Consider the following 24,456-nt stretch of genomic DNA (forward strand, 5'->3'; position numbering starts at 1 on the left):
ACAATATGACGGAAAATGTCAGGAGATGAGACTATGCAGGACGTTGAATTGCCGAAGCATGTTTTGGACGATGCGGTGACGCGAGTGGGAGATGGGCCCGTATTCATGGTGAACCTTCTGACCTTCAGGGAGAGCCCGCTCTATCCGGACGGCTTTGCGGATAGGAAGTCCACCGCGCGTGCCGCCTACTACGAAGGTTACGCCGGCGCATTCGGCCAGATCGCGGCGATGCTCGGGATCAAATATGAGCTGGTTCATGCGGGCAGCCAGCTTCTGACGCTGGTGCCGCTCGAACCGGAAAGCTGGGACGACATCGTCATCGTTCGCTATCGGAGCCTTTCTGATCTGCGCCGGATCACCGAAACGGAGGACTACGCACGCCACGCCGCACCGCATCGTCTGGCCGGCATTGCAGCCTGGCGGTTCATCGCAACCCGCTCGTACGTGTAGCGCCTGTGGGCTGGCTCAAGCGGGAGGTTCCGCGCTATTGGTGTCTCCCGGCTCAGCGACGACAGGCGATCCGGGACCGGGACACGAGATAAAAGGCTGCGCATGGATTGGAACGACCTTCGCTACTTTCTAGCCGTTGCCCGCACGGCAAGCCTGACCCAGACTGCGTTGGAACTCAAGGTTAGCCAATCCACCGTCAGCCGGCGAATCGTCGAACTGGAGGACGATCTCGGCGTATCGCTGTTTCAGCGCCACCAGACGGGCTATTTCCTGACGGATGAGGGGCGGGAGGTGCTGCGCCATGCCGAGCAGGTCGAAGACAGCATCCTCGCCTTGGAACGCGGCGCGGCCGGCCTCGACAAGGATCCAAGCGGCGTCGTGCGGCTTGCAACATCGGAAAATCTGGCGACGGATCTGATCGTCCCAGCACTTCCGGCTTTTCGCAAGCGCTATCCCAGGATATGTCTCGAAATCATTACTGGCACGGTTGCCGCCGAACTCAGTCGGCGCGAGGCAGATATCGCCCTGCGCGTCGTTCGGCCGACTCGCGGCAATCTGACGGTCAGGAGCGTTGGTCATATGACCTATTCGGTCTATGGCAGCCGGGACTATCTCGACCGCCATCCATATATCGAGGGAGAACCGCTCGGCGGCCGGCATTTCATTACCTGGGACGACAGCCATGCCTTCATGCCGGCTGCTGCCTGGCTGAAGCGGGAGCATTCCGGCTGCAAGATCGCCCTCGTCACCAGCAGCCTGCCATCGCAGATCGCTGCCGTGCGGGCCGGCCTCGGCCTGGCGGTCATCCCCGACTTCCTGGCTGTGGGAGACGACCTCGTTCCCGTTATTCCGTCCGAGCGGATGTTCAGCAACAAGGTCTGGCTGGTCACCCACGCCGATCTCGTCGCCTCGGCCCGCGTGAGAGCCGTCGGGGATTTTCTGGCCGATCGGGTGATGCGTACCGATCTCGATCTTTCCAGACGCGCCCCCGCCGGCTGAGAGACAGCCACGACGGCAGCGTGACCGGATCGTCTGCATCAATCGGGCTGGAACGCTTTCCAGAGCCCGTAGGAATCTTCGATAAAGTTATAGGCGCTGACCTTCCCATCGCGCACGGAGCAGATCGCCGCGAAGTCGCTCGCGAAGGTCTTGCCCGTGCTGAGGATGCAATGCCTGAAATGACCGGTCACGACAGCCGTATCGCCATTCTCAAAAACTCGCTCCACGTGAAAATCGAGCGGCTCGAAATGATCGGGGAAGAGCGCCATCCAGGCGCGCACTGCATCCTTCCCATGGCGGATGCCGATGGTGGGAACGTCGGGCGCCCCCTGCACCTTCCAAACAACGTCGTCGGTCAGGCACTCGAGCGTCTTGTCCACATCTTTGCGGAAGAACGTATCGAGATAATGCTGGACGACCTGTCCGGCCGTCCTCTCCATTCCATTTGTCATCTTGAAATCTCCGGGCCGCGTGGCGGCATTTTAAGTTTCGAAGTCAGCGATGGCCGCCGGCAAAGACGAAGAATTCGCCAGTCGTCCAGCTCGATTCGTCGGAGGCAAGGAAAATCGCCGCCGGCGTCACGTCGTCTCCCGTACCCAGACGCTTGAGCGGTGTCCGGGCGGTGATCGCCGGGCCGAACTCCGTCTTGAGGAAGCCACCGGCCTGGACGCCCTCCGTGTCGACCACGCCGGGCTTGATCGCATTGACGCGGATCTTGCGGGGCGCGAGCTCGTTGGAAAGTGCACGCGTCAGTCCGTCGATCGCGCCCTTGCTGGCGGTATAGACTGATGCGTTTTCCGGGCCGAAGATCGTAACGGTCGAGGACATGTTCACGATGCTGCCGCCCTCCGGCATGTATTTCACGGCCTCCTTAACGGCGAGCAGATAGCCGAAGACGTTCAGCTCCATATGCCGGCGGAAGAGCTCGATGGAGAGGTTTTCGAGCGGCTGGAAATCGTAGACGCCGGCATTGTTGACGAGCACGTCGACGCGGCCATAAGCTCGGTTCGCTTCGGCAAAGAGCGCCTCCACCTGTGCCGGATCGCTCATGTCTGCCTTGACGGCAATAGCCTGGCGGCTTTTCGCCTTAATGTCCGCCACCACATGGTCGGCGGCATCCTTGCTCGCGGCATAATTGACCACCACTGAGGCACCCTCGGCGGCAAAGCCTCTCGCAATCGCTGCGCCGAGGCCCTTGGAGGCGCCGGTAACGACGGCGACCCTCCCTTTCAATCGATCTGTCATAATCCCTATCCTCTTGGCTTGGTTGTGGCGGTGGGGCCCCTCCCGCCTGTCGATCAGGAAGTCTGGGACGTTTTGCCAGCCCAAAGATCGACAGCGCCCATCCGGTCAGCACCCTGCGTTGCCAGCATCCAGCCCGGATATTCCGGCGGCAGCTCGCTGACGGCGTCCAGCTTGGCGATCTCGTCCTCGGTGAGTTCGATGTCCACCGCGGCGATATTGTCCTCGAGCTGGCTCAGCCGCTTCGCGCCGACAATGATGGAGGTCACGACAGGCCTGGATAGGAGCCAGGCGAGCGCAATGCGGGCCGGGGTGCAGCCATGAGCTTCCGAAATCGGCTTCAGCACGTCGATCACGTTCCAGGCGCGCTCCTTGTCGACGATTGGGAAATCGAATGAAGAGCGGCGCGAACCCTCGGGCGACTGGTTTTCCCGGCTGAATTTGCCGGACAGAAGACCGCCGGCAAGCGGGCTCCAAACGAGGAGGCCCATCTTCTCGGCTTCGAGAAGCGGCCCCAATTCGCGCTCCAGATCACGTCCGGCGACGGAATAATAGGCCTGTAGCGTCGCAAACCGCTCGAGATTGAGACGAGCCGAAACGCCGAGCGCGGTTGCGATCCGCCAAGCCTGCCAGTTGGAGACGCCGAGATAGCGGACCTTGCCGTGGCGTACCAGATCGTCCAGCGCCCGCAGCGTTTCCTCGACTGGCGTCAGGATATCGGTGGCGTGGACCTGGTAGAGATCAATGTGATCGGTCTGGAGCCGTTTGAGGCTGGCTTCCACGGCGTCCATGATATGCCCGCGCGAGGCGCCGACATCGTTTCGGCCCGGTCCCATGCGGCTATAGACCTTGGTGGCCAGCACGATCTCGTTTCTGGGGATGCCGAGATTCTTGAAGGACTGTCCGAGTGTGCGCTCGCTGGCGCCGGCTGAATAGACATCGGCAGTGTCGAAGAAGTTGATGCCGGCATCGATGCTGGCCTTGACCAGCTCGTCGGCGCCGCTCTGGCCGACATCGCCGATATGCTCGTAGATGCCGGTGCCGTCGCTAAAGGTCATTGTTCCCAGGCAAAGCTGCGAAACCAGAAGACCAGTGTTGCTCAGTTGCTTGTATTTCATTTTTCTCTCCTTGAGACGCGCGGTTCCATTCGGACCGAAAGGTCCGTTCGCGTCGGTTGTGAATGATGAGGGTGTAGAGCTGCTAAGCGCTCTCTCGCGACTAGGCTGCGTCGCTTGTTTCGGGCGCGCCGAAGATCTCGTTGATGTGTAGCGAGTCCGTAAATTCCTTGCCGCTTGCGATCTTTCCGTTCCGGAAGCGTAGAAGGAAGTGATAATTATTCCGATAGTGCCGACCGTCCTTCATCAGCAGATCGCCCTCGGCGACGATCGCCAGACGGTCGCTCTCGCCGGTGATTTCATGATAATCCATCATGAGCGGGCCAGCAGCGTTCTCCAGAAGCTTGGGCAGGTTTGCGAGATAGGATGTCTTGGCGTGCAGGCCGGAAAACTTGTTTCCTGGCATGATCCACCAAGTCATATCCTCGGTGCTGAGCTTCGACATCGTGCCGGTATCGCACCGTCCAAGTGCATCCAGAAAGGCCTTGGCGACGTCCTCGTGCTGCTTTCTATCCATGGCATATCTCCTTCCTAGCGATTGGTCATGACCTCACACCCACCTGACTTAGGCGCTCCCCTCGCGGAAAAAACGGCAAAAAATGCTCAACCGTTTTCCATTTTTGGAAAACGTACATAAGTGCCCAGCGCGGCGGCCCGTGCGTTGGGCTTTGTCGGCTCTCGACCGAATACCTGCGTAGGTTCGAACACTTGCAACACAAGGTTTGGGAGCTAGACCATTCTTTGCGTGGAGCACCAGTTCACCCCATGTGCAAATTACTTATCGGCAGGAGCCTCGGGTATCCGGCCATACGGTCAAGATCGAGCTACTCGGGGCGTCAAAAATTACGGAACGGCAGAGCTGGTGCTCCGAGGCCGTGGTCGAGGTCGTCGTCACGCCGCATACCGATTACAGGAACTGCCCGGCCCCGACGCGCCGGCGAGCATCTCTATTGCCCGGACAGCGCGATCTTCTGGAGGTTTCAACCAGAGCATCTATTGCTACGCCGAGGATCTTCTGAATGGCGATCGAGGCACAGGCGCATTTGCTGGATCTAACCCATGTCATACGCTCCTGTCTCACCATGGTCGTGTCAGCTACGCCAATAATCCCGACTGGTTTGTCGCCGGAGCCTATGTTCGCAAGGACTTCGATCGGCCGCACTTGAATTGGCATTTTCTGAAGGGTGACTGCACAGATTTCTATGATGTCTACGGTGATGGGGTGCTGCAGGCGATCTTCACTCCTGGGCACTCCGTCGGCCATCAGTCATTCCTGGTGACACTTCCCAATCAGAAGGCCATCCTGATTGCTGCCGATGCCGCTTACACACTGGATCATTGGAACGAGAGAGCTTTGCCCGCACTGATGTCGTCGGCGGTCGATACCGCGCATTCTGTAAGGAAGCTTCGTGCATTGGCAGATCGTACCGGTGCCCTGGTGGTCCCAGGCCATGATCCGAACGAATGGTCCCGGTTCCGGCTTGCTCCGGCCTATCTTGATTGAGGTGCATTCCTCATGATGAGGCCTGAGCATAACCCTTCGTACTCATCTCGCCATAGGAAATGCAGGCGATAACTGGCCTTCAAAAATGCACAGGGTTTTCCGTCATCATGAGGGAGCCGGTGTCGGGGATGTTTATGCGTATTGCTCTGCGCCGGTCGCGACTGGATCCGATCAGAATGTCTTTTTTAAAGTTCTCGCTGTTGCTGCCGGATCGTTCAAGAAACCCATTCGATACCGACGCAAGTTCCCGGATCGAAGTTCACAGATGTTATCTGTCCGGAATGTGGGCTTCCTTGTCAGATCCATGGTGCCGGACCGGAGAAGAGAGCGATGATCAATAACTTGCACTCGCGACGAAATTTCTTGAAGGGCACGGTTTTGGCGACGGGAGGATTGGTGCTTTCGGTCCAGCTGCCGCGCCTCGGGAGAGCCGCAGTCGCCGCCGGTCAGGAGAACCAGAAATCGTTCTTCCCGAATGCATTCATCAAAATCGATAGCGACGGCATCACTCTGATCATGGCTCATCACGAGGTTGGCCAGGGCATCTTCACGTCCAGCGCCATGCTGATGGCCGAAGAACTCGTGGTTGGACTTGATCAGGTCAAGCTCCAACCCGCGCCTCCAGACCTCTCGAAATATCTCGATCCGCTTCTCTTCGACCAGTCGACAGGTGGTTCGACGTCGACGAGGGCCGACTGGATGCGCCTGAGGCAGGCTGGGGCGGCCGCGCGGATGATGCTGGTTCAGGCCGCCGCTTCCGAATGGTCGGTGCCGGCCTTGGAGTGCCGTGTCGAGCTAGGCGTCGTCCATCACGATGCCACCGGACGATCTATGACGTACCTCGAGGTCGCGCCCAAAGCTGCGCTATTGTCAGTTCCTGAAAACGTTGTGCTGAAGGAGCCTCCGGAATTTAGGGTCATCGGCACCCGCGCCAAGCGCCTCGATACCCCGCATAAGGTGAACGGCAGCGCTATCTACGGGATAGACATCATCATTCCCAACATGAAATTTGCGACCCTGGCCATAAGCCCGGTGGTCGGGGGGCTGATCTCGAAGATGAACGAAGATGCAGCGCGAGCGGTCAAAGGCGTTCACGATATCGTCAAGCTGCCCGACGCCGTGGCCGTAATCGGCGATCATATGTGGGCCGCTAAGGCAGGCGTCGATGCGCTTGAGATCGAATGGGAGGCCGGACCCAATGGATCGATGAACCTCAATTCGATCATCAAGAAACTGGAACAGGCATCGCAGCAACAGGGTGTGATCATCCGCAACGACAAGGATGCCGCCTCGGTGATCTCGAATGCGGCGGTGAAGCTCTCCGCTGTCTATGAGTCGCCCTTTCTCTCCCATTCGCCGCTGGAGCCGCTGAATTGCACGCTTCACATTCAGGACAACAAGGCAGAGATGTGGGTCGGAACACAAGTTCCGGTGCGGGCACAAAAGGCCGTCGCGGAAGCAACCGGACTGCCGCAGGAGAGTGTGGTTGTGAATAATCAACTGATCGGCGGGGCGTTCGGACGTCGCCTTGATGTGGATTCGATCGAACTCGCCGCCCGGCTCCTCAAGGATATCCGGTATCCGGTAAAGCTCGTCTGGACCCGAGAACAGGACATGACGCACGATTACTACCGTCCCTACTATTACGACAGGGTCGCGGCGGGGTTGGACAAGGATGGTCGGCTCATTGGGCGAACGCACCGTGTGACGGGATCCTCGATCTTTGCACGCTACGCGCCCGCGGCCTTCATCAAGGGTGTCGATCCTGATGCGATCGAGTGCGCCTCGGAGACGCCCTACGACGAGGACGCGGTTTTCGTGGATTATGTCCGCAACGAGCCCGACGGCGTCAATACGAGCTGGTGGCGTGGAGTTGGTCCGTCGCACAATCTCTTCGTAGTTGAAAGTTTCGTGGATGAAATGGCTGCGGCGATCGAGCAGGATCCCGTCGAGTTCAGACGCAGGATGCTGACCAAAAACCCACGCGCGCTGGCGGTCCTGAACGAGGCGGCGGAGAAGGCGGGCTGGGGCGAAAAGCTTCCAGCCGGAAGAGGCCGGGGGGTCTCACTTCAGGTGGCGTTCGGAAGCTATCTCGCACATGTCCTCGATATCGAGATTACAAAAGAGGAAGTGAAGCTTCTTCGATCGGTCATCGCGGTCGATTGTGGTATCACGATCAACCCCGATACCGTGGAAGCCCAGATGCAGGGAGGTGTGATTTTCGGGCTGAGCAGCGCCATGTACAATCAGGTCACCTTCACCGACGGAGCAGTCGACCAGACCAATTTCGATATGTACCGAGCGCTCCGGATCAACGAGATCCCCAAGATCGAAATCTATCACATCAAGAGCCAGGAGAACCCGGGCGGCGTGGGCGAGGCAGCAACGGCTGCTGCCGCAGGTGCGCTCGCGAACGCGATCTTTGCGGCATCCGGAAAACGCATCCGTTCATTGCCACTCGCGGAGGCAGCTCTGAGCTAGCAACAGGAGCTGAGAGACGGCGTTGGCTCAACTGTGATCGCGCGCCGTCTCTTGGCTCAAACGAAAACCGACCGCAATGTGTCACGCGAATTGGCACCTACAGCTGCCTAAAAGCGGGCGGTGCCGTCTTCAGCACGAGACTACATGGTCGATGCCGCGCGTCGTTGGCGGGTCGCAAAGTGCAGTCGCTTTCTGGCCCGAAGTTCGGCTGGAATTCGTCGAGGACCACTGCGGAAGCCGCGTGATTCCATCGGCAAGATCATGCGGCGTAGATTCCACGCCCTATACCGTTGTCTAATCTCCCACTCAATCGAGATCATCCAATGAAACTTTACACGCATCCTGGAGCAAGCTCGCTCTCCGTCCACATCCTTTTGCGCGAGACGCGTCTACCTTTCGACCTGGAGGTGATCAATGTCACTGCCAAAGTTCGCGCGGATGGCTCCGACTACTGGAAGGTCGCCCAGCGGGGAATGGTACCACTACTGGAACTGGACAACGGCGAGACGCTGACCGAGAACCTCGTGATCGCCCAATACCTCTGTGATCTCGCGGGACGTCGTGACCTGATGCCGGAACCGGGGACCATGCAGCGCTACCGCGTCATGGAGTGGCAGAGCTACGTCGCTGCGGAACTGCACAAGAGTTTCGTACCGATGTTTTGGCCAATCGACGAGGAAATGCGGACGCTCGTCTTACAACGTATCCGTAGCCGCCTCGTATTCCTCGACGAGAGCCTCAAAGGACCGTTCCTGACCGGGGAAACCTTCACGGCCGCCGATGCCTATCTTTTCGTGATCGGGAGCTGGGCGAGGCATTTCGGGATCCCGACCGATGAGTTTCCTCGCGTGAGGAATTTGCTCAAGCTTGTATCTGAGCGGCAGTCGGTACGGGATGCTCTGAATGCGGAGGGGCGCGGGCTCGTTGTTATCGACGATCCTGATCCGATGCCGTGACGCGCAAATGAAGAAATTCGGCGGCGATGTCGGACATCGCCGCCGAGCGTTCAAGAGGCGTTCGTGCTCAAACCCCTTGGCGCTTGAAGCGCTGGTCAAGGAGTAGGGCGACAATTTCAGCCGCACCTGCTGCCACTCCGATGAGCCAGATGTCGCCGGCACCAACGATGGCCGCTCCGATAGCGCTTCCGATTGAGAAGCCGAGATACATCGTTGACGTATTCAACGAAAGAGATACCGACGCCTGGGACGGCGACGAGGCCTGGATGAGGCGCGCCATTTGTGCCGGGAAAAAGGACCAGACACTGAAACCCCATACGGCGATCGCAACAAGGGTCGGAACCAGTGCAGTTGATGGCGTCAGGCCCGTCACTGCGGCAAGAGCAAGGAAAGACAGTGCCAAAAGGACCAGCGAAGTCGTAGCTACCTTGCGTGAGCCGAACCTGTCGTTGAGCGCTCCGCCAGTGGTTACTCCGATGGCGGCGGCGATACCCCACATTGAAACGGTTGCAGCGATGCCGGTCACTCCGAAGTCTAGTTCGGATTTCAGGTAGGGCGCAATGTAAGGGTAGGCAGTATAGGCACCCAGGGACCAGAACAGGGTCACGGCGAGTAGCTCCAGGATCGCCTTCTGGCGAATCACACTGACCCTTTCGGACAGGCTAGCGACGGTCATACCGTCTCCCACCTGACGCCGTATGCCCGTCAAGATGCCGATAATCGCGATGAGGCCCATAACCGCGACAGCCAGAAACGTGGCACGCCAACCAAACGCATGGCCGACCAATGCGCCGAGGGGCAGGCCAAGTGCAATCGCGATGGTCATCCCGCCGCTGACAATCGCAAGGGCGCGACCACGTCTATGCGGACCGGCTATGGCACCCGCCAGCGCATTGGCACTCGGGACGTAAAGACCCGATGCGACCGCCATCAGGACGCGCGCTACGAGCAGGGTGGCGAAGGTGGAAGAGAAAGCGGCGGCAAGGTTACCAACAGTGAACAACGTCATTGCCACGATCAGCGTGTCCCGGCGATTCATGCGTCCGGTCGCGACGGTCGTGATCGGCGAGCTGATGGCCAGGACGAGCGTGAATACAACGACCAAAATGGCGGCCGTCGAAATACTCATGCCCAGATCGTCGGCGATGGTTGGTAGGAGAGGCGCGATCATGAAGCCTTCGGTGCCGATGGCAAAGGTACCGAGGGCGAGGAAATAGGCTGGGACCAGGGACGGTGCCGACGTTTCTGTATTCTGCACAACGCCGTCACCCGACATCCTGTTGTCTGTGATTTTCAGTCGATTTGACATGACGGATTCCCCGCGGAATTTGCTTCCCGGCCATTGACCGGGAAGCAATGCCGCGATTTTGAGGGCTTAGACTGGGATCGGGTTTGCCGCCAAGGATTCATTGAATCCGTGGACGAAGGCGTGCTCATTGTTCCCCGGGTTATCGCGAAGGGCCGCAATTTCCTCGACGTAAACTTCCGGGGCGTCTGTCTCGAGACCCTTCATCGTCTTTTCGATGAAAGTATCCAGCGGCATCGCGCGCGGATCACCGCTCTTTTTGACGAGATCCGTATCGACCCATGGCGGAGCGATTTCCTGGACCTTCACATTGGTGTCGCGAAGCATGAACCGTTGCGAAAGCGAGTATGAGTGAAGGGCTGCCTTTGTCGCTGAATAGACCGCATTCGAAGCGAGCGGCACGAAGGCGAGTACCGACGTATTATTGATAATCGTCGCTTCGGGCTGCGCCTTCAGGTGTTCAACGAGCGCGGAGGTCATGCGGATCGGGCCAAGCAGGTTCGTGTCGATAATGCGACGCGATACTTCGTCGTCAACCAGGCCGGAAGCGTCGTCGAACGGCATGATGCCCGCGTTATTGACCAGGACGTTCAGCTTGGGATACTCGGCGATCAGCTTCCTGGCGACGCGATGGATGTCGTCAATGTCGTTGATGTCGAGCTCAACGCCATCGATTCCCGGATTTGCCGCGGAGACTTCGTCGAGCAACGCCTTGCGGCGGCCTGCGACGATGACCTTGTTTCCGAGTTTGTGGAAGGCTTCCGCCAGCCCGCGGCCGATACCGGAAGTCCCGCCCGTAATGAAGATGGTGTTACCTGTCGTTTTCATGGATCGCTCCTGTTCGTTGAGACGCGCGTATTTCTAGGCGTATCGGCTCGGTTTCGATTGGAGGATCATGTCCCAAAATGCGATCGTCTCAAATGTCAAGGAAGCAGCATTTTAGGACATTGGTCGATCGTGAAATTGGCGATGGCTTCATTCATTCGTTAAGAGGCTCTTAGGGGCGCTGCATGTCTGAGGACGTCAGCTCTCCACTTTCTCCAGTCCAGCGCCTTCGATCATTTTAAGCGTACGACGAACGGCCTGAGGCGGCTGTCCGAATGAGCGAAGAAATGCGCGGCGCATGCGGTCCCGGTCAGCGAAACCCGTGTCGCGTGCCACGATTTCGACGGGATGGGTTCCGTCTTCGAGCATGGCTTTTGCTGCCTCGAGTCGGAGTCGCTCGACGGCTTTTGCTGGTGAATGCCCAGTTTCTTCACGGAACAGCCTGCTGAACTGACGAGGGCTCAGATTCGCGGTATCCGCGAGTTCTTCGACGCTCAAAGGATTTCGAAGATGTTCCTTTGCGTAGACAAGTGCTTTTCGGATACGGTCGGAGCGCGGTTCCAGCTCGAGAAGAGCGGAGAACTGGGACTGCCCGCCGGGCCTCCTGTGATAGACGACAAGCTTGCGAGCGATCGTCTTCGAAAGCGCCGCCCCGTAGTCATCCTCGATGAGCGCCAAGGTCAGGTCGATAGCGGCACTCATTCCGGCTGATGTCCAGATATTCTCGTCGTGAACGAAGATGCGGTCTTCGTCGACATGGACTTGCGGGAACTTCCGCTGTAGATCGCGTGCGTGCGCCCAATGGGTTGTGGCGAGCCGACCATCCAGCAGGCCCGCCTCTGCCAAGAGGAAGGCTCCTGTGCAGACACCCGCAATACGCCTGCATTCCGTGGCTGCATTGACGATGTATTGACGCAGTACCGGTGAGGACGCACGCGGAACCAGTTCGCCGACGACCATTAGTGTATCGGGATACTCTTCGAGCTTCCTGGTCTGGATGCCGATGTTCAGCGAAGATCTGACCGTCCCTCCTTTTTCAGACATCACGGTCAGCCGATAGGCCTCTTCGCCCAGCTCCTGGTTTGCGAATTCGAACGCGGAGAGCGCCGCCAGTCCCATGACCTGGAAACCATCCTCGAGAATGAAACCCACGCTGCGCATAGCCTGATTACTCCTGCTGCTTTCAATGCGATACTGCCGACGTTACTTCCTATCGGTGACGCCGGCAGACCTTGTCTATATGGATTGGCGATATTGCGATTGCCACCGCGGCTTTCGGCTCGCGATGGCTTCGATCGGAGAAGGTTACTCAGCCGCCTGTCTCGTCTCCGGCACACACTCGTCCTCGCCGAGCTTCCTCGGCACATATCGCGACCGTAGCAGCACGTAAAACACCGGGGTCAGGAACAGGCCGAATAGCGTGACGCCGATCATGCCGCTGAACACGGCGGTACCGAGTGACCGCCGCATCTCGGCTCCTGGACCCTCGGCGATCGCGAGTGGCAAGACGCCGAAGATAAATGCGAGTGCCGTCATGAGGATCGGGCGCAGACGCAGATGGCAGGCTTCGATAGCTGCTTCCACCGCGGTCTTTCCCGCGTCTTGCGCCTGGCGCGCGAATTCCACGATCAGGATGGCGTTCTTCGCCGCCAGGCCGATCAGAACCACGAAGCCGATCTGCGTGAGAATGTTGTTGTCCATTCCCCTCAAATAGACCCCGAAAAGTGCACCCAGCACCGCCAGCGGAACGATGAGGATGATTGCCGCCGGCAGGATCCAGCTCTCATATTGTGCGGACAGTGCGAGAAATACGAAGACTACCGACAGCGCGAAGATGTAGACAGCGCTGCCTCCAGCGTGGGTTTCCTGATAGGACAGTTCGGTCCACTCGTATGTCGTACCTGATGGTAGCGTCTTTGCGGCAAGCTGCTGCATTTTTGCGATCGCCTCGCCCGTAGAAACGCCAGGAGCGGCGTTGCCCTGGAGAGGGACAGAGACATACATGTTATAGCGCTGGACAAGCGTCGGGCCGCTTGTCTCCCTGATGTTCGCAAGCGTTCCTAACGGAACAAGGGCTCCAGTTGCGGATTTGACCTTGAGATCGAGCATATCGTCGCGCTCAAGGCGGAACTGTTTGTCCGCCTGGGCACGGACCTGATAGACTCTTCCGAACGCGTTGAAGTCGTTGACGTAGGCGACGCCCAGATTGCTGGATAGAGTGTCGAAGATATTGGGGATCGGAACGTTCAGATACTGCGCCTTGTCTCTGTCGATATCCAGGAAATACTCCGGGCTAGATTCCGAGAAGGTGGTGAAGACCCCGGTGAGACCTGGCGTCCGGTTCGCTTCGACCATCATCTGCTGAGCCAGGCCGAGGATGCGGGTCATGTTCGAGTTGTCCTGATCCATAATTTGCATCTTGAAGCCGCCCGAATTGCCGATGCCCTGAACCGGTGGAGGGGGGATGGCAATGATGAAGGCCTCATCGACGCTCTGCAGGTTCTTATAGAGCGCCCGGATGATCTTTTCGGACGTGTCCCCGGTCGCCAGCCGTTCCTCGAACGGCTTGAATGGTGTGAAAATCACGCCAGCGTTCGAAGCGTTAGTGAAGGTTGCGCCGCTGAAACCTGCAAATTGCACCGCATTGGCGACACCAGGTGTGTCCTTGGCGATATTTCCGGCCTTCTTGATCACCGCATCGGTGCGGTCGAGGGATGCGCCTTCCGGAAGCTGGACGACCACGATCGCATAACCCTGGTCCATGATCGGAATAAAGCCGCTCGGCACCTTGGTGTTGAGGAACCAGGTTGCTCCGAGGAGAGCGACGAAAACGACAACTGCACAGCTTAGACCGGTTTTCGAGCTGACGATACTCCGGACGATTGCGGAGTAGCCGGAGCTGAGTTTGTCGAAACAATGGTTGAAGATATCGGCACACCATTTCGTGAGCTTCGTCACGGGGTTCGTCTTCGTCTCCGAGTGATCGTGAGGGCGCAGGACGATCGCTGCAACGGCCGGAGACAAGGTCAGCGAGTTGAGTGCAGAAATTGCTGTCGCGATCGAGATAGTCACGGCGAATTGCCTGTAGAACTGGCCCGAAATTCCCAGAATGAAGGCCGTCGGCACAAACACGGCGATAAGAACGAGCGATATGGCGATGACCGCCGTACCCACTTCATCCATCGTAACGTGCGCTGCCCGACGAGGCGACATACCGTTCGCGAGATTGCGCTCTACGTTCTCTACCACGACGATCGCGTCGTCCACCACGATACCGATTGCAAGCACGAGACCGAAGAGAGTGAGCATGTTCAGGGACATGCCGAATGCCGCCAGGAAGGCGAAAGTACCGACAAGTGAAACCGGGATCGCGACGATTGGGACGATCGCCGTTCTCCAGGACTGCAGGAATATGAGAACGACGATGGCGACAAGCACGATCGCTTCGCCGATCGTCCTATAGACCTCGTTGATCGAATCCGACACGAAAGCCGTGGTGTCGTAGATGATCCGATACTCCAGACCGGGCGGAAACTGGCCAGAGAGATCTTTCATGATCGATTTGATCTGCGCAGCGGTCTGCAGCGCGTTCGTACCAGGTCGCGCGAAAATACCCATCCCGACCGCCGGTTGATTGTTGACATAGGAGTTCGTCACGTAGTCACGCGCACCGAGCTCGATCCTGGCGACGTCTTCAAGTTTTACGAGTCTGCCGTCAGGCGTTGACTTCACGATGACGTAGCGGAACTGTCGGGCATCCTGGAAGCGACCGTCTGTGCGCACGGTGTATTGGAACGGGTTCTCCCTTGCTGTGGGCGGCGCCCCGATCGAGCCGCCGGAAACCTGGACGTTCTGATCGCGCAGAGCGTTCACGACGTCGGTTGCGGTCATTCCATATGAAGACAGCTTCTCCGGATCGAGCCAGATGCGCATGGAATATTGCCGCTCCCCAAAAATCTGGATGTCGCCAACGCCCTGCAGGCGGACGAGCACATCCCTGACGCGGTTTCGCGCGTAGTTGGACGTATATAGCTGGTCGTATCGGCCATTCGGCGAGAGCAGATGCACGACCATGAGGAGGTCGGGCGAGCTTTTGGTCGTGGTGACTCCGAGGCGCTGCACTTCCTGGGGCAATCGGGGAAGAGCGACTGCCACACGGTTCTGCACGAGAACCTGAGCTTTATCGAGGTCGGTTCCCAGGGCGAACGTGATCGTAAGCGTCATTGCACCGTCTGCGCTCGAATAGGAAGACATATAAAGCATGCCCTCGACGCCATTCACCTCTTGCTCGATCGGCGTCGATACGGTGTCAGCAATCGTCTGAGAGTCGGCTCCAGGATACGAGGTCCTTACGACGATCGTCGGAGGCGCGATCTCGGGATATTGTGAGACCGGAAGCTCGAAATAGGCGATCGTTCCGACAATCATCAGAACAAGCGAGATGACGCAAGCGAAGATCGGACGGGAAATGAAGAAGTGGGCGAACCTCATTGGCCAGCCTCCGATGCAGATGCGTTTTCCGGTGCAGAGGCAACGGGGTCCTTGTTTTCCGAAGGCAGCGTTGTTTCCTTGGGATCGACCTTCATGCCGGGGCGCACACGCACGACGCCTCTCACGATAATGGATTCGCTTCCGTCAAGGCCGCTACGAACGACCCGGTACCCGAATATCCGCGGGCCGGGCCGGATGGCCTTCGTGCTGACCGTATTGTCCTTCCCGACAACGAAGACGACGCGCTCGTCCTGGTCCGAGCTGATAGCCTCGTCCGGGATAAGGACTGCCTGATAGGAGTTCGACCCCTCGAGCTCGACGCGGCCGAATAGCCCTGGCTGCAACGCGAAGTCCGGATTTGCGAACCGGGCGCGGGCGCGAAGAGTGCCTGTCTGGGGATCGACCCGGTTTTCGGCGAAGTCCAGGGTCCCTTCGAATTTGGTGCGGGCCCGGTCGCCAAGGGTGACGGAGACTTTCAATCCGCCGCCGCCACTCTGCAGGACTTCACCGTTCTTGCGGGCCGTCTCGGCATAGCTCAGGAGCCTGCGCTCGTCGATGTCGAAATAGAAATCGATCGGATCCAACATGACGATCGAGGTCAGTACCGTCTGGTCGGCCTGGACGAGATTGCCCACCGAAATCTGATGACGGTCGATACGGCCATCGAGCGGTGCGGTGATCCGGCTATATGTGAGGTCGAGGTTCGCACGATCGAGTGTCGCCTGTGCGCCCTGGACATTCGCTTGTGCTGAATCCAGTTCACGGCGACGGTCGTCGAGGGTAGATATCGTCTGGCTTCCGGATTTCACCAGAGAATTGACGCGATCGAATTGCGCCTGCGCATAAGTGAGGCCTGCAGTGGCAACAGCGAGGTTGGCTCGCGCCTGGTTCAGTGCCGTCAAGAATGGGCGCTGGTCTATCTCGAAGAGCTGATCACCCTCCTTGACGAGCTGACCATCCCTGAAGTTGATCGCCTGCAAGTAGCCGCCAACGCGCGCCCGGATTTGAACTTCCTCAGCAGCCTGGAAGCGGCCGATGAATTCATCGCGGTCTACGACATCGCGCAGCACTGGCTTGGCCACGACGACCTGGGGCGCGGGACTTGTTTCCTGTGCAACTCCGACCGAGGTCAAAGCGACGCTGCAAGCGAGGAGCCAAAGTGAAAATGGAATCGAGCGGTACTTCATCAAAGCCCCCTGTGGTGTTGCGGAAATGCGCATCGCAGGTCAACGTCGGTGCGGCACACTCGAAAAGACTGCCGGAGGCGAGCAAGAAACGATTGTAAGATCGGTCCTCCCCAGCGGAACCCGATCGTCCAATATCGATTCTCGGGTGATTGTTAGAAAACGTCTGAGGTCAAAGGAGCTCGGAAACGATGAACATGAAGTTTGAGATCAGCGAAGAGCCTGTTCGGGACGGTATCGAAACTCTGCCGGAGTTATCGGATATCACCCTCGTAGTGGGACACGCGCCTGCATCCCCTGCAGATGTGCTTCTCGATGAAGCACTCCAGGAAAGCTTCCCGGCGAGCGATCCTCCGGCGTCCGGCAAGATGGAGTGAAGAAAAGCCTGGGCGCGTCCCGGGCTTGAAATGTTGGTCGAGCGCTTTCAAGGGCCTGGTACCTCGTGCGCGGCCTCACTGCGTGCAGACAAAAGGAACGGACCATGGATAGCGGTTCCCGCGACTATCAGAGATTTCCAACACTGACGCCTTTGCAGGTCGAGACGGCCCGCAGATTCGCCAGCGCTGGGCCGCTTTCATTCGAGCCCGGCCAGGAGATATTTCCTGTCGGCGAGCGGAACGCGCCAGCCTTTCTGGTTCTCGAGGGGCAGATCGATGCGTTTCGGCATGACAGTTTTCGCGGCGATCAGGATGTCGCCGCACACAAGACAGGTCAGATCTCAGGCGAGATAAACCAGCTATCCGGCCGCCCGTCACTATCAGGACTTAAGGGTGGACCTGACGGATGCGTGGCTATCGCTTTCGATGCGCCGCACCTTCGCGCACTCATCATCGGGTCCGCGGAAGTCGGCGAGACTGTCATGCGCGCTTACATCCTAAGGCGCGTCGCCTACCTTGATGCCGGCGTAGGCGGCTCGATCCTGGTCGGGACGTCAGCTGATCCTTCGCTTATGCGCCTTCAGGGCTTTCTCACCAGCAACGGATATCCCCACACGGTGCTCGATGCCGGGTCGGATGAGGATGGGCTCGTTCTCGTTGAGCGACTCGGAATAACGGCGGTTGAACTGCCATTGATGATCTGCCCAAGCGGCACGGTGCTCAGAAACCCGACCGTGGGAGAGGCAGCGACATGTCTCGGTATCACGCCTGAACTCGATCCGGAGATCCTTTACGACGTTGCGATCGTGGGAGCGGGGCCTGCAGGTCTGGCCACCTCGGTCTATGCGGCCTCCGAAGGTCTGCGGTCGATTGTTATCGACCAGCGCGCGATCGGCGGGCAGGCGGGCAGTTCATCCCGTATCGAGAACTATCTCGGTTTCCCGACCGGAATTTCTGGAGCAGCACTTGCGGGGCGGGCCTTCAGTCAGGCGCTCAAATTCGGGGTAGAGGTTGCGTTGCCGCTAAAGGTCAGGGAACTGACGGCCCCGGAAATATCTCGTGCACGGTCGGCACCCATATCCTTGAAACTCGAGGACGGGCAGTCAATTCGTGCGAAGTCGCTCGTGATTGCCTCCGGTGCGCGGTATCGCACGCCCGAGATCGGTGGTTTGCAAAGGATACAGGACACCGCTGTTTCGTACTGGGCCTCCGCGCTTGAGGCCAAGCTTTGCGAGAACTCGGACGTTGCCCTTATCGGGGGCGGAAATTCAGCGGGCCAGGCCGTAGTTTTCCTCGCCCCACGCGTCAAGCGGCTGCACATGATCGTTCGCCGCGACCTCTCCGAGACGATGTCATCATATCTCATCGAACGGATTGCGGCGTTGCCCAACGTCGAAATACATCTGGGTTGCGAACTGGTCTCGGTCAGCGGGGACGATGGACCAAATGTCTCAGGCATCCTGCAGCATAAGAAATCGATGCAGACGAGAGCCTGTGATTTCGGCCACCTCTTCCTGTTCGCCGGAGCCGATCCGAATACGAGTTGGACCGGCGGGAAAATAGACACGGACAACAACGGCTTTGTGCTTACAGGCAGAGGGTTTGATGAAGACGTCTCGTCTTTCCTCGGGCGGCAATCGTTCGCTCTGGAGACGAGCATACCCAACATCTTCGCAATCGGAGATGTGCGCGCCGGCTCGACCAAAAGAGTAGCGGCAGCAGTGGGCGAGGGTGCCGCGGTCGTCAGCCAAATACATCAGGCGCTGAAGTTTCTCGACGTCACGGTTTGACGGAAGCAAGCGCAGGCACAGTAAAGGCCACCAGCGGAAACGCATTTATCCTCGACAGCAGGCGTCTCTTGTTGAGAAACGAAATCCGAGCCCGATGGAGCACGCGAAACGGACTTCGTACACTCCCTGTGCTAGCGTATCAGAAAATGGGCTATCTGCTCTTCGAGCACTCGCCACCATCCCCATTCAACGTAGGCGATGAGGGCGGCGAGGATTGCGCCGGCGATCGAGTTGAGATGCCTCAAAGGCGACAGCGACAATTCCGTCTCGAGCGCGCCTGGCTCGAAGATCGAAGGAAGTGGCATTTCGGCGACAGGAAAGAGTGCTCTCCTGAGCGCATCGGCGTGGCGCTCGTATGCCCCGACCCGTTGTGCGGCCGTCAGGTCATCATACAGGTATTCTTTGACGGCGTGCTTGCGCTCCTCGGGAAGGCAGTGGTCGATGTAGAGCTGGATCTCGATTTCGGTGATGGCCGGCATATTATTTGATGCTCCTGAGATGCGCGCCTCTGCGCGCGCTCGCCCGCAGCGGAATCTCGACGAACTCCCTCAATCGCTCTCTCGCGAGAGGGAGTTCGTTGATTACGAAGCTGTCAGGTATGCCCAAGGCGCTCCCGACTTCCTGGAAAGTCAGCTGTTCGACTGACGTGAGCAGGATCATGCTCCGGTCGAGTGTCGTCAATCTTCTCAGGGCGCACGCGATCCCGGTGTCATTCTCCGGGATCGGTTCGCTGTCAGCGTCGTCGGAGATCGCGGCATTGTCGTCTGCTAGACTATGGATCAGGCCGTAGCCTTCGATCTTGAGGCCACCGAAACCGAGGAACATCCAACGTGCTTTCAGCGTTTTCAATGCGATCATCACAAGTGCATCGGCCGACCCAATGTCTGCTGCGTGCCCTCTTGCGAACCTTCGAAAGGCCGGAACGTGCGGCAACACGTTTTTTGTAAACTCTTTCATGAGCGCAACCAGTCAACATTTCGGGTCTATTCGGTAGGATTCCAGGCAATTTTGGCCTGGAAAGCGGGGCAACGAGCCCTGCAAGCGGCATAGCGCGCGGGTGGTTGCCCGCGCGCCCGCTACCTCACGAAAGATGGATGTCCGAAAGATCGATCGATACGACGAGCGGTTCCGGCATTGAATTGCCGTCCGGCTGTCTGGGGAAAATGCGTCGTTCGGTCGGGAACATCAGTCCCTGAACTTCCTTGTAGCCGCCGATGTAGTGAGCACCAGGCGTGTTTCCGGCAATCTCGACGTCGTAGTCATGCCGCTTGAGGAGGCCGGCGTCGTCGACGTAGAGGGTCTGAACGGTGCTGTGTGTAGCAATGTTGGCGGGGAAAGTGACCTTCAAACGCTGCCAAGTCTCCCCATTTTCAGTCCACTCGCCGATCTCCTCCGCTTGAACGCCCGGCGCGGTTAGAAGGAAGGGCATGTTAAGGTACGTCCACATGGCGATGCCCGCGAAATAGGCGAGCTGCGGGTCGGACCAGGGAGTTTCCAGCGTGTGGCCGGCGAACGACGAGCGAGGATCCTTGAGCTCTTCGAGGACCTTACCATGTGCATCCTTGATCTGGACCAGACCCGGCTCAAACCGCGTCACTTTTCCTTCGGCGCTGAAGGGGTCATGGGAAGCCCACTCCTCGCCGAGGCCGACCGAGACGTTGGTTACGTCAAGCTGGCCGGAATGCCCCTTCAGCGGCCACAAGACGCCGCCTTGTTTGAGGTGCGCCGTGAGGCGTGTGTATTTTTTCCAGTTTTCCAGGCCGCCATGGGCGGCAATGATTTTCTCGACGAGGGAAGGCATTTTCGTCTCCGTGGTTGCGTTGTTTAGCTGTTCAGGAAGTGCTGGACGTGGGCGACGAACGTATCGGGATATTGGAAAAGCGCGCCGTGACCAGAGTCCGGATATAAAACGAGTGTGGCGTTCGGCATGTTCTTGAACATCTCGTACGCGTTGATGGAGGGGAACATCGTGTCGTCGCTGCCGTGTACGATGAGCGTCGGCTGTGTGATCGCCTTCAACGACTTATGGGCAGGGTCTTTGTCCGCGCACCATCCGATGATGGAGGCTGCCTGCGGATTGCTGACGGAATCCGGGCTCTCCGGATCGCGCTGATGTGTGCGAACAGCGGCGCGATTGACGAATGCCTGTCCAGCAGCCTGGCTTGGTTCCGATGGAGTGAAGAAGAGGGGAAGGCGGACGTCCTCGGCATTTCGCGCGAATGCCTCCTCGACGACCTGCATCAGGTGCTCTTCGCCACCCTTGGGCGCGGTGCCCGCGAGTACGATCTTGCGGACCTTGACGGCTGGGCGAGCAGCCATAAGCTGTGCGATGAACCCACCGAGGGAGAAGCCGAGAAGATCAACCTTGTCATAACCGAGGGCGGCTATGAAGCTCTCAGCATCCGTCGTCATCTGGTCAACGGTATCGGGCGTTTTGCCCCCGGATGTTCCGACCCCTGCGTTGTTGAAAACAATTACGGGTCGATCCACCGCAAGAGCGTTCACTACAGCCGGATCCCATGAGTCCATCGTTCCGGTGAAATGCTGCAAGAGAACCAGCGGGGTTCCAGTCTCACGGCCTAGCCGACGGTACGCATAGCGAACTCCGTGGGCCTCGACATATCTTGTTTCGGCTTCCTCGAGTTTGACGGACATCAGGCATCCTTTCCTTGTCATCACGACCATGTTGGTGTGGAGGAAAGTGCCGATTAATGTCCCGTTACGCGAGTTAATCAGTGTTAAGTTGGGTTATGGATAGCGCCCCGGTCGCAGTCGGGATCGAACTAGGAGGCGGAATCGCTCTCCAACGTCAGACCATTGCGGCAAGGAGCCAAACGTATCAGGTCCGTCGCCGCTTCGAGATCGATAGTCTTGCTTCCTGGTTCGAATTTGCCGATTACCGCCTCGATGTCATCGATGATACCGGGTTGATCGGAGCGCGACGAGAGCTCGTACGCGGCCATCAGACAACGTAATTCCCAGAACGTCGCCACCATCTTGCGCGAGAGCGCTACCGCGTCCGCGGCAATCTTCCTCGCGAGCTCTGGATTTGTCGGAAACTCCGCGATTGCCAACAAGCGAAGCAACTCCGGACGGCACCAACCCGCATCACCCTGGAGGGCGCGCTCGATGTGGGTTTTACGAGCGCGCTCGCCGGCAATGACCACGAAGTATTCCAGCCTCAGTGCCGCCGCGCCTGAGAGCTCCTTTTCGAGGCCGCCGTGATTGTCATCGCCAAACAGCCCATTCCGATAGGACGAAATCCACTGTTGCCAACGGATCAGTCGTTGTTGTTTCGCCAGGCCTTCTGCTTTGTCGAGGTATTCACTTGCCTCGCTATGTCGTCCCACAAGCGAAGCCATCGGAAACGCGCTCAGCATCAGAAGAAGGCACGAAGCGATCGAGTAACCCAGATCCTCCGCTTCCCGTACCGACTCCTTGAGGAGATCCATGGCGGTGACCATGTTGCCTTCGAGGAATTCTACGAACACCAGGACCGCCAGGCCCGAGATTCGCTGGTCGAAACCAAGTCCGGCATTCGAGGTCCTCCTGATCGACCCGCTGCCATCGTCTAGCGAACCCTCGATTTCCTTGCGCGCGCGAGAGAGCTCCCCGTTGAAGAAGTAATTGTGCCCAAGCATCGCGCTAAACACATGCGATGACACCTGTGGGTTCTTGTCCCGTAGCGCAAGCGCGGCATCGATTGCGTCCTGGTATCTGCCATGCGAGCACAGGATGGCCGTTCTTGCCGCATTTGCCTGGATACACTTGCCTAGATTGCCGACTGCTTCCGCTATTTCGATTCCGCGGTCAATTTCGTATAGGGCATCGCCGTCTTTCGAGTATCCCTGAACGTGGTACAGCGCGCTTCCTTTGGAAATCCGGAGGTCGAGCTCCGTTTCCGTTCCCTCGTGCGCAGATCCGGGGACGCGTTTCAAGGCTTCGTCGAGGACCTGTATCTGCTCGTTCATCAATCCAAGTTGAACCCAGAGAATCTTGGAATTGGCAGCAAGGCGCATTCCCGACTCGGCCGTTTCAATTGACTCGAATGACCAATGGATCGCACTTCGGATATCGTGGATCAGATCTGAATACAGCCGCATCCAGTCAGCGGTCGCCAGCGTCGGCCAGTCACGAGCGGCGTTAGCAAGCGCCTTTTCGCAATAGTCCGCGTGGGCCGCATGAAGCAGCCTTGCTTGATCTCCTCTCCTGACCTTGTCCAGAGCGTAGCTTCTTGTTGTTTGGAGAAGTCGATATTTCCCGTCGCCACCGCTCACCGAAAACAGCGACTTCAGGAACAGGCCATCAAAAGCCTCGTAGAAATCCTCCTCCGGCATTACGCCCGCACAGAGCGTCTGGGCGGCTTCGGTCGAAAAAGCGCTGGCGAACATCGCGCAATATTCGAACAGAAGGCGTTCCTTGTCCGTCAGGCCATCAAAGCTCCAATCGAGCGTCGCTCTCAGCGTTTGCTGCCTTGGAGGCGCTGTTCGCCGTCCCCGTCGCAGAACCGCGAGCGGGTCGCTCAACGAGCTGACGAGATGGGCAAGTCCGAGGTTGGCGACGCCGGACGCGGCAAGTTCGATAGCCAGAGGGATGCCGTCGAGACGCCGGACGATAGATGCAGCCGCTGCAAGCGTTTCGGGATTGTTGAAGTCCTCCAGTTCGGACGACAACATAACCCGGTCAACGAAAAGCTCGACCGCAGGATATTTCAGTAGCGAGGATTGGGGGCTGTCTTCCGGGGGTACAGGAAGGGAAGGTAGCTGTCGTATCCTTTCCCCGGCAATGCGCAAGGGCTCGCGGCTTGTGGCAAGCACGGTCACCTGCTTCGCGGCCGCCAAAATGTCCTCGACGATGAAAGCCGCTTTGGAAATGACGTGCTCGCAATTGTCGAGCAAAAGAAGGAGGTTTCGTTCGGCCAATGCTTCAAGGACGGCATGCTCCGCGTTGTCGATGACAACACTTAGTCCGAGCAGGCTCGCCACAGTCGGAGCGATCTGCTTTTCGTCACTTAACGAGGCGAGATCGACAAACAAGACCTCGCGAGCAGCACTTATGATTTCGGCAGCGGCCAGCGCGACGGACGTCTTGCCAACACCGCCTGCGCCCGAAATCGTTACCAGACGATTGGTCGAGAGCATTTGCGCGGTCTCTGCCACGAAGTCGTCTCGACCAATGAGGCGTTCGGTCAGTCGCGGAAAGCTCTGCTGCAGAACCTGCGGTTTGGCAGGAGCCTGATTGACGGACCCGACCCCGGAACCCTCCACGGGCATGACGAAAACGTAACCTCTACCCGGTACGTTCTCGATGTATCTTCCGCTAGTCCGATCACCCAGAAGCTTTCGAAGTGTGACCAGGTGCACGCGCAGCGCGCCCTCTTCTACGGTCGTATCCGGCCATACCGCTGCGAGCAAGGTTTCCTTGCTGACCACTTCCCCCGCCGATGTTGCAAGTACGGCTAATATGTCGAATGCCTTACCGCCAAGCTGAAGCACGTTGCCGGATTCGGTCAGCTTCCGCTGGGCGGTATCCAACTCAAATCGTCCAAACCTCAGTACGGTCATTGACGATATCCGGCCGGGTTAGAGCTGGGCTGACGCGCAGATGATGAGGCTCGATTGCCAGGACAGCCGAACAGGGGCACAGTCGCCTGTGTAGGCACGGCGCACAAAGCTCCGAGAGGAAAAATTTGTAAGCGGTCTTGTCCCACGTCAGGCTCGCCTTTGGTCTTATTGC

At 58.5% G+C, this 24,456-nt stretch carries 21 protein-coding genes; 7 read left to right on the forward strand and 14 right to left on the reverse strand.

All coding sequences use genetic code 11. The features are described 5' to 3' along the window. Positions 1-33 precede the first annotated feature (33 nt). Entirely contained in the window at positions 34-450 is a 417-nt protein-coding gene (locus HQN82_RS23370) for a hypothetical protein (RefSeq protein ID WP_173616089.1), read from the forward strand. A gap of 102 nt (positions 451-552) precedes the next feature. Continuing rightward, positions 553-1,449, forward strand: a complete 897-nt coding sequence (locus tag HQN82_RS23375) for a LysR family transcriptional regulator (protein ID WP_173616090.1) — start codon at positions 553-555, stop codon at positions 1,447-1,449. Between the two features lie 38 nt (positions 1,450-1,487). Here the strand turns inward: HQN82_RS23375 and HQN82_RS23380 are convergent, their stop codons facing one another. From HQN82_RS23380 to HQN82_RS23395, 4 genes are all read right to left on the reverse strand, one after another. After that, entirely contained in the window at positions 1,488-1,901 is a 414-nt protein-coding gene (locus HQN82_RS23380; RefSeq protein ID WP_173616091.1) for a nuclear transport factor 2 family protein, read from the reverse strand. Between the two features lie 43 nt (positions 1,902-1,944). Further along, on the reverse strand, positions 1,945-2,694 hold the full coding sequence (locus tag HQN82_RS23385; protein ID WP_173616092.1) for an SDR family NAD(P)-dependent oxidoreductase: 750 nt from the start codon (positions 2,692-2,694) through the stop codon (positions 1,945-1,947). Positions 2,695-2,747: 53 nt separating this feature from the next. Continuing rightward, the gene (locus HQN82_RS23390; protein WP_173616093.1) at positions 2,748-3,809 is read right to left on the reverse strand and encodes an aldo/keto reductase; all 1,062 of its coding nucleotides are present in this window, start codon (positions 3,807-3,809) and stop codon (positions 2,748-2,750) included. Positions 3,810-3,909: 100 nt separating this feature from the next. Continuing rightward, positions 3,910-4,323: a nuclear transport factor 2 family protein gene (locus HQN82_RS23395; protein WP_173616094.1), complete on the reverse strand. Its 414-nt coding sequence runs from the start codon at positions 4,321-4,323 to the stop codon at positions 3,910-3,912. Positions 4,324-4,668: 345 nt separating this feature from the next. Between HQN82_RS23395 and HQN82_RS23400 the strand changes: the two genes are divergently transcribed. The 3 genes from HQN82_RS23400 (at position 4,669) to HQN82_RS23410 (ending at position 8,747) form a co-directional block, all read left to right on the forward strand. After that, the gene (locus tag HQN82_RS23400) at positions 4,669-5,310 is read left to right on the forward strand and encodes an MBL fold metallo-hydrolase (protein ID WP_234904954.1); all 642 of its coding nucleotides are present in this window, start codon (positions 4,669-4,671) and stop codon (positions 5,308-5,310) included. A 330-nt stretch (positions 5,311-5,640) separates the two neighbouring features. After that, complete coding sequence (locus HQN82_RS23405; RefSeq protein WP_045534711.1) at positions 5,641-7,791, forward strand: xanthine dehydrogenase family protein molybdopterin-binding subunit; 2,151 nt, start codon at positions 5,641-5,643, stop codon at positions 7,789-7,791. Between the two features lie 323 nt (positions 7,792-8,114). Next, entirely contained in the window at positions 8,115-8,747 is a 633-nt protein-coding gene (locus HQN82_RS23410; protein ID WP_173616095.1) for a glutathione S-transferase N-terminal domain-containing protein, read from the forward strand. 67 nt (positions 8,748-8,814) lie between these two features. On the opposite strand, the gene HQN82_RS23415 is transcribed toward HQN82_RS23410, so the two are convergent. From HQN82_RS23415 to HQN82_RS23435, 5 genes are all read right to left on the reverse strand, one after another. Further along, a complete protein-coding gene (locus tag HQN82_RS23415; RefSeq protein WP_045534715.1) occupies positions 8,815-10,023 on the reverse strand; it encodes an MFS transporter in 1,209 nt (402 codons plus the stop codon). 99 nt (positions 10,024-10,122) lie between these two features. Next, positions 10,123-10,881 carry an SDR family oxidoreductase gene (locus HQN82_RS23420; RefSeq protein ID WP_045534717.1) on the reverse strand — a complete coding sequence of 253 codons (759 nt, stop codon included), beginning with the start codon at positions 10,879-10,881 and terminating at the stop codon, positions 10,123-10,125. 195 nt (positions 10,882-11,076) lie between these two features. Continuing rightward, positions 11,077-12,039, reverse strand: a complete 963-nt coding sequence (locus tag HQN82_RS23425) for a GlxA family transcriptional regulator (protein ID WP_045534719.1) — start codon at positions 12,037-12,039, stop codon at positions 11,077-11,079. 144 nt (positions 12,040-12,183) lie between these two features. Then, on the reverse strand, positions 12,184-15,369 hold the full coding sequence (locus HQN82_RS23430; protein WP_173616096.1) for an efflux RND transporter permease subunit: 3,186 nt from the start codon (positions 15,367-15,369) through the stop codon (positions 12,184-12,186). Continuing rightward, entirely contained in the window at positions 15,366-16,556 is a 1,191-nt protein-coding gene (locus tag HQN82_RS23435) for an efflux RND transporter periplasmic adaptor subunit (RefSeq protein WP_234904955.1), read from the reverse strand. Before HQN82_RS23435 ends, HQN82_RS23430 begins: the two co-directional genes overlap by 4 nt. Before the next feature lie 188 nt (positions 16,557-16,744). On the opposite strand from HQN82_RS23435, the gene HQN82_RS23440 reads away from it, so the two are divergent. Both HQN82_RS23440 and HQN82_RS23445 read left to right on the forward strand, forming a co-directional pair. Next, positions 16,745-16,930, forward strand: coding sequence for a hypothetical protein (locus HQN82_RS23440; RefSeq protein ID WP_111791589.1), 186 nt, complete (start codon positions 16,745-16,747; stop codon positions 16,928-16,930). A gap of 104 nt (positions 16,931-17,034) precedes the next feature. Then, on the forward strand, positions 17,035-18,720 hold the full coding sequence (locus HQN82_RS23445) for an FAD-dependent oxidoreductase (RefSeq protein WP_045534727.1): 1,686 nt from the start codon (positions 17,035-17,037) through the stop codon (positions 18,718-18,720). Between the two features lie 131 nt (positions 18,721-18,851). On the opposite strand, the gene HQN82_RS23450 is transcribed toward HQN82_RS23445, so the two are convergent. The 5 genes from HQN82_RS23450 to HQN82_RS23470 form a co-directional block, all read right to left on the reverse strand. Beyond that, positions 18,852-19,199 (reverse strand): anti-sigma factor family protein, encoded by a 348-nt coding sequence (locus tag HQN82_RS23450; RefSeq protein WP_045534729.1) that lies wholly within the window; start codon positions 19,197-19,199, stop codon positions 18,852-18,854. A 1-nt stretch (position 19,200) separates the two neighbouring features. Next, positions 19,201-19,677, reverse strand: coding sequence for a hypothetical protein (locus tag HQN82_RS23455; RefSeq protein ID WP_045534731.1), 477 nt, complete (start codon positions 19,675-19,677; stop codon positions 19,201-19,203). 124 nt (positions 19,678-19,801) lie between these two features. Continuing rightward, a complete protein-coding gene (locus tag HQN82_RS23460; RefSeq protein ID WP_045534734.1) occupies positions 19,802-20,521 on the reverse strand; it encodes a hypothetical protein in 720 nt (239 codons plus the stop codon). Between the two features lie 23 nt (positions 20,522-20,544). Continuing rightward, the gene (locus HQN82_RS23465; RefSeq protein ID WP_111791590.1) at positions 20,545-21,375 is read right to left on the reverse strand and encodes an alpha/beta fold hydrolase; all 831 of its coding nucleotides are present in this window, start codon (positions 21,373-21,375) and stop codon (positions 20,545-20,547) included. A gap of 128 nt (positions 21,376-21,503) precedes the next feature. Continuing rightward, a complete protein-coding gene (locus HQN82_RS23470) occupies positions 21,504-24,284 on the reverse strand; it encodes an ATP-binding protein (protein WP_173616097.1) in 2,781 nt (926 codons plus the stop codon). Positions 24,285-24,456 lie beyond the last annotated feature (172 nt).

Origin of the sequence: Agrobacterium pusense (genome assembly GCF_013285525.1) — a bacterium.
Classification (GTDB): Bacteria; Pseudomonadota; Alphaproteobacteria; order Rhizobiales; family Rhizobiaceae; genus Agrobacterium; species Agrobacterium pusense.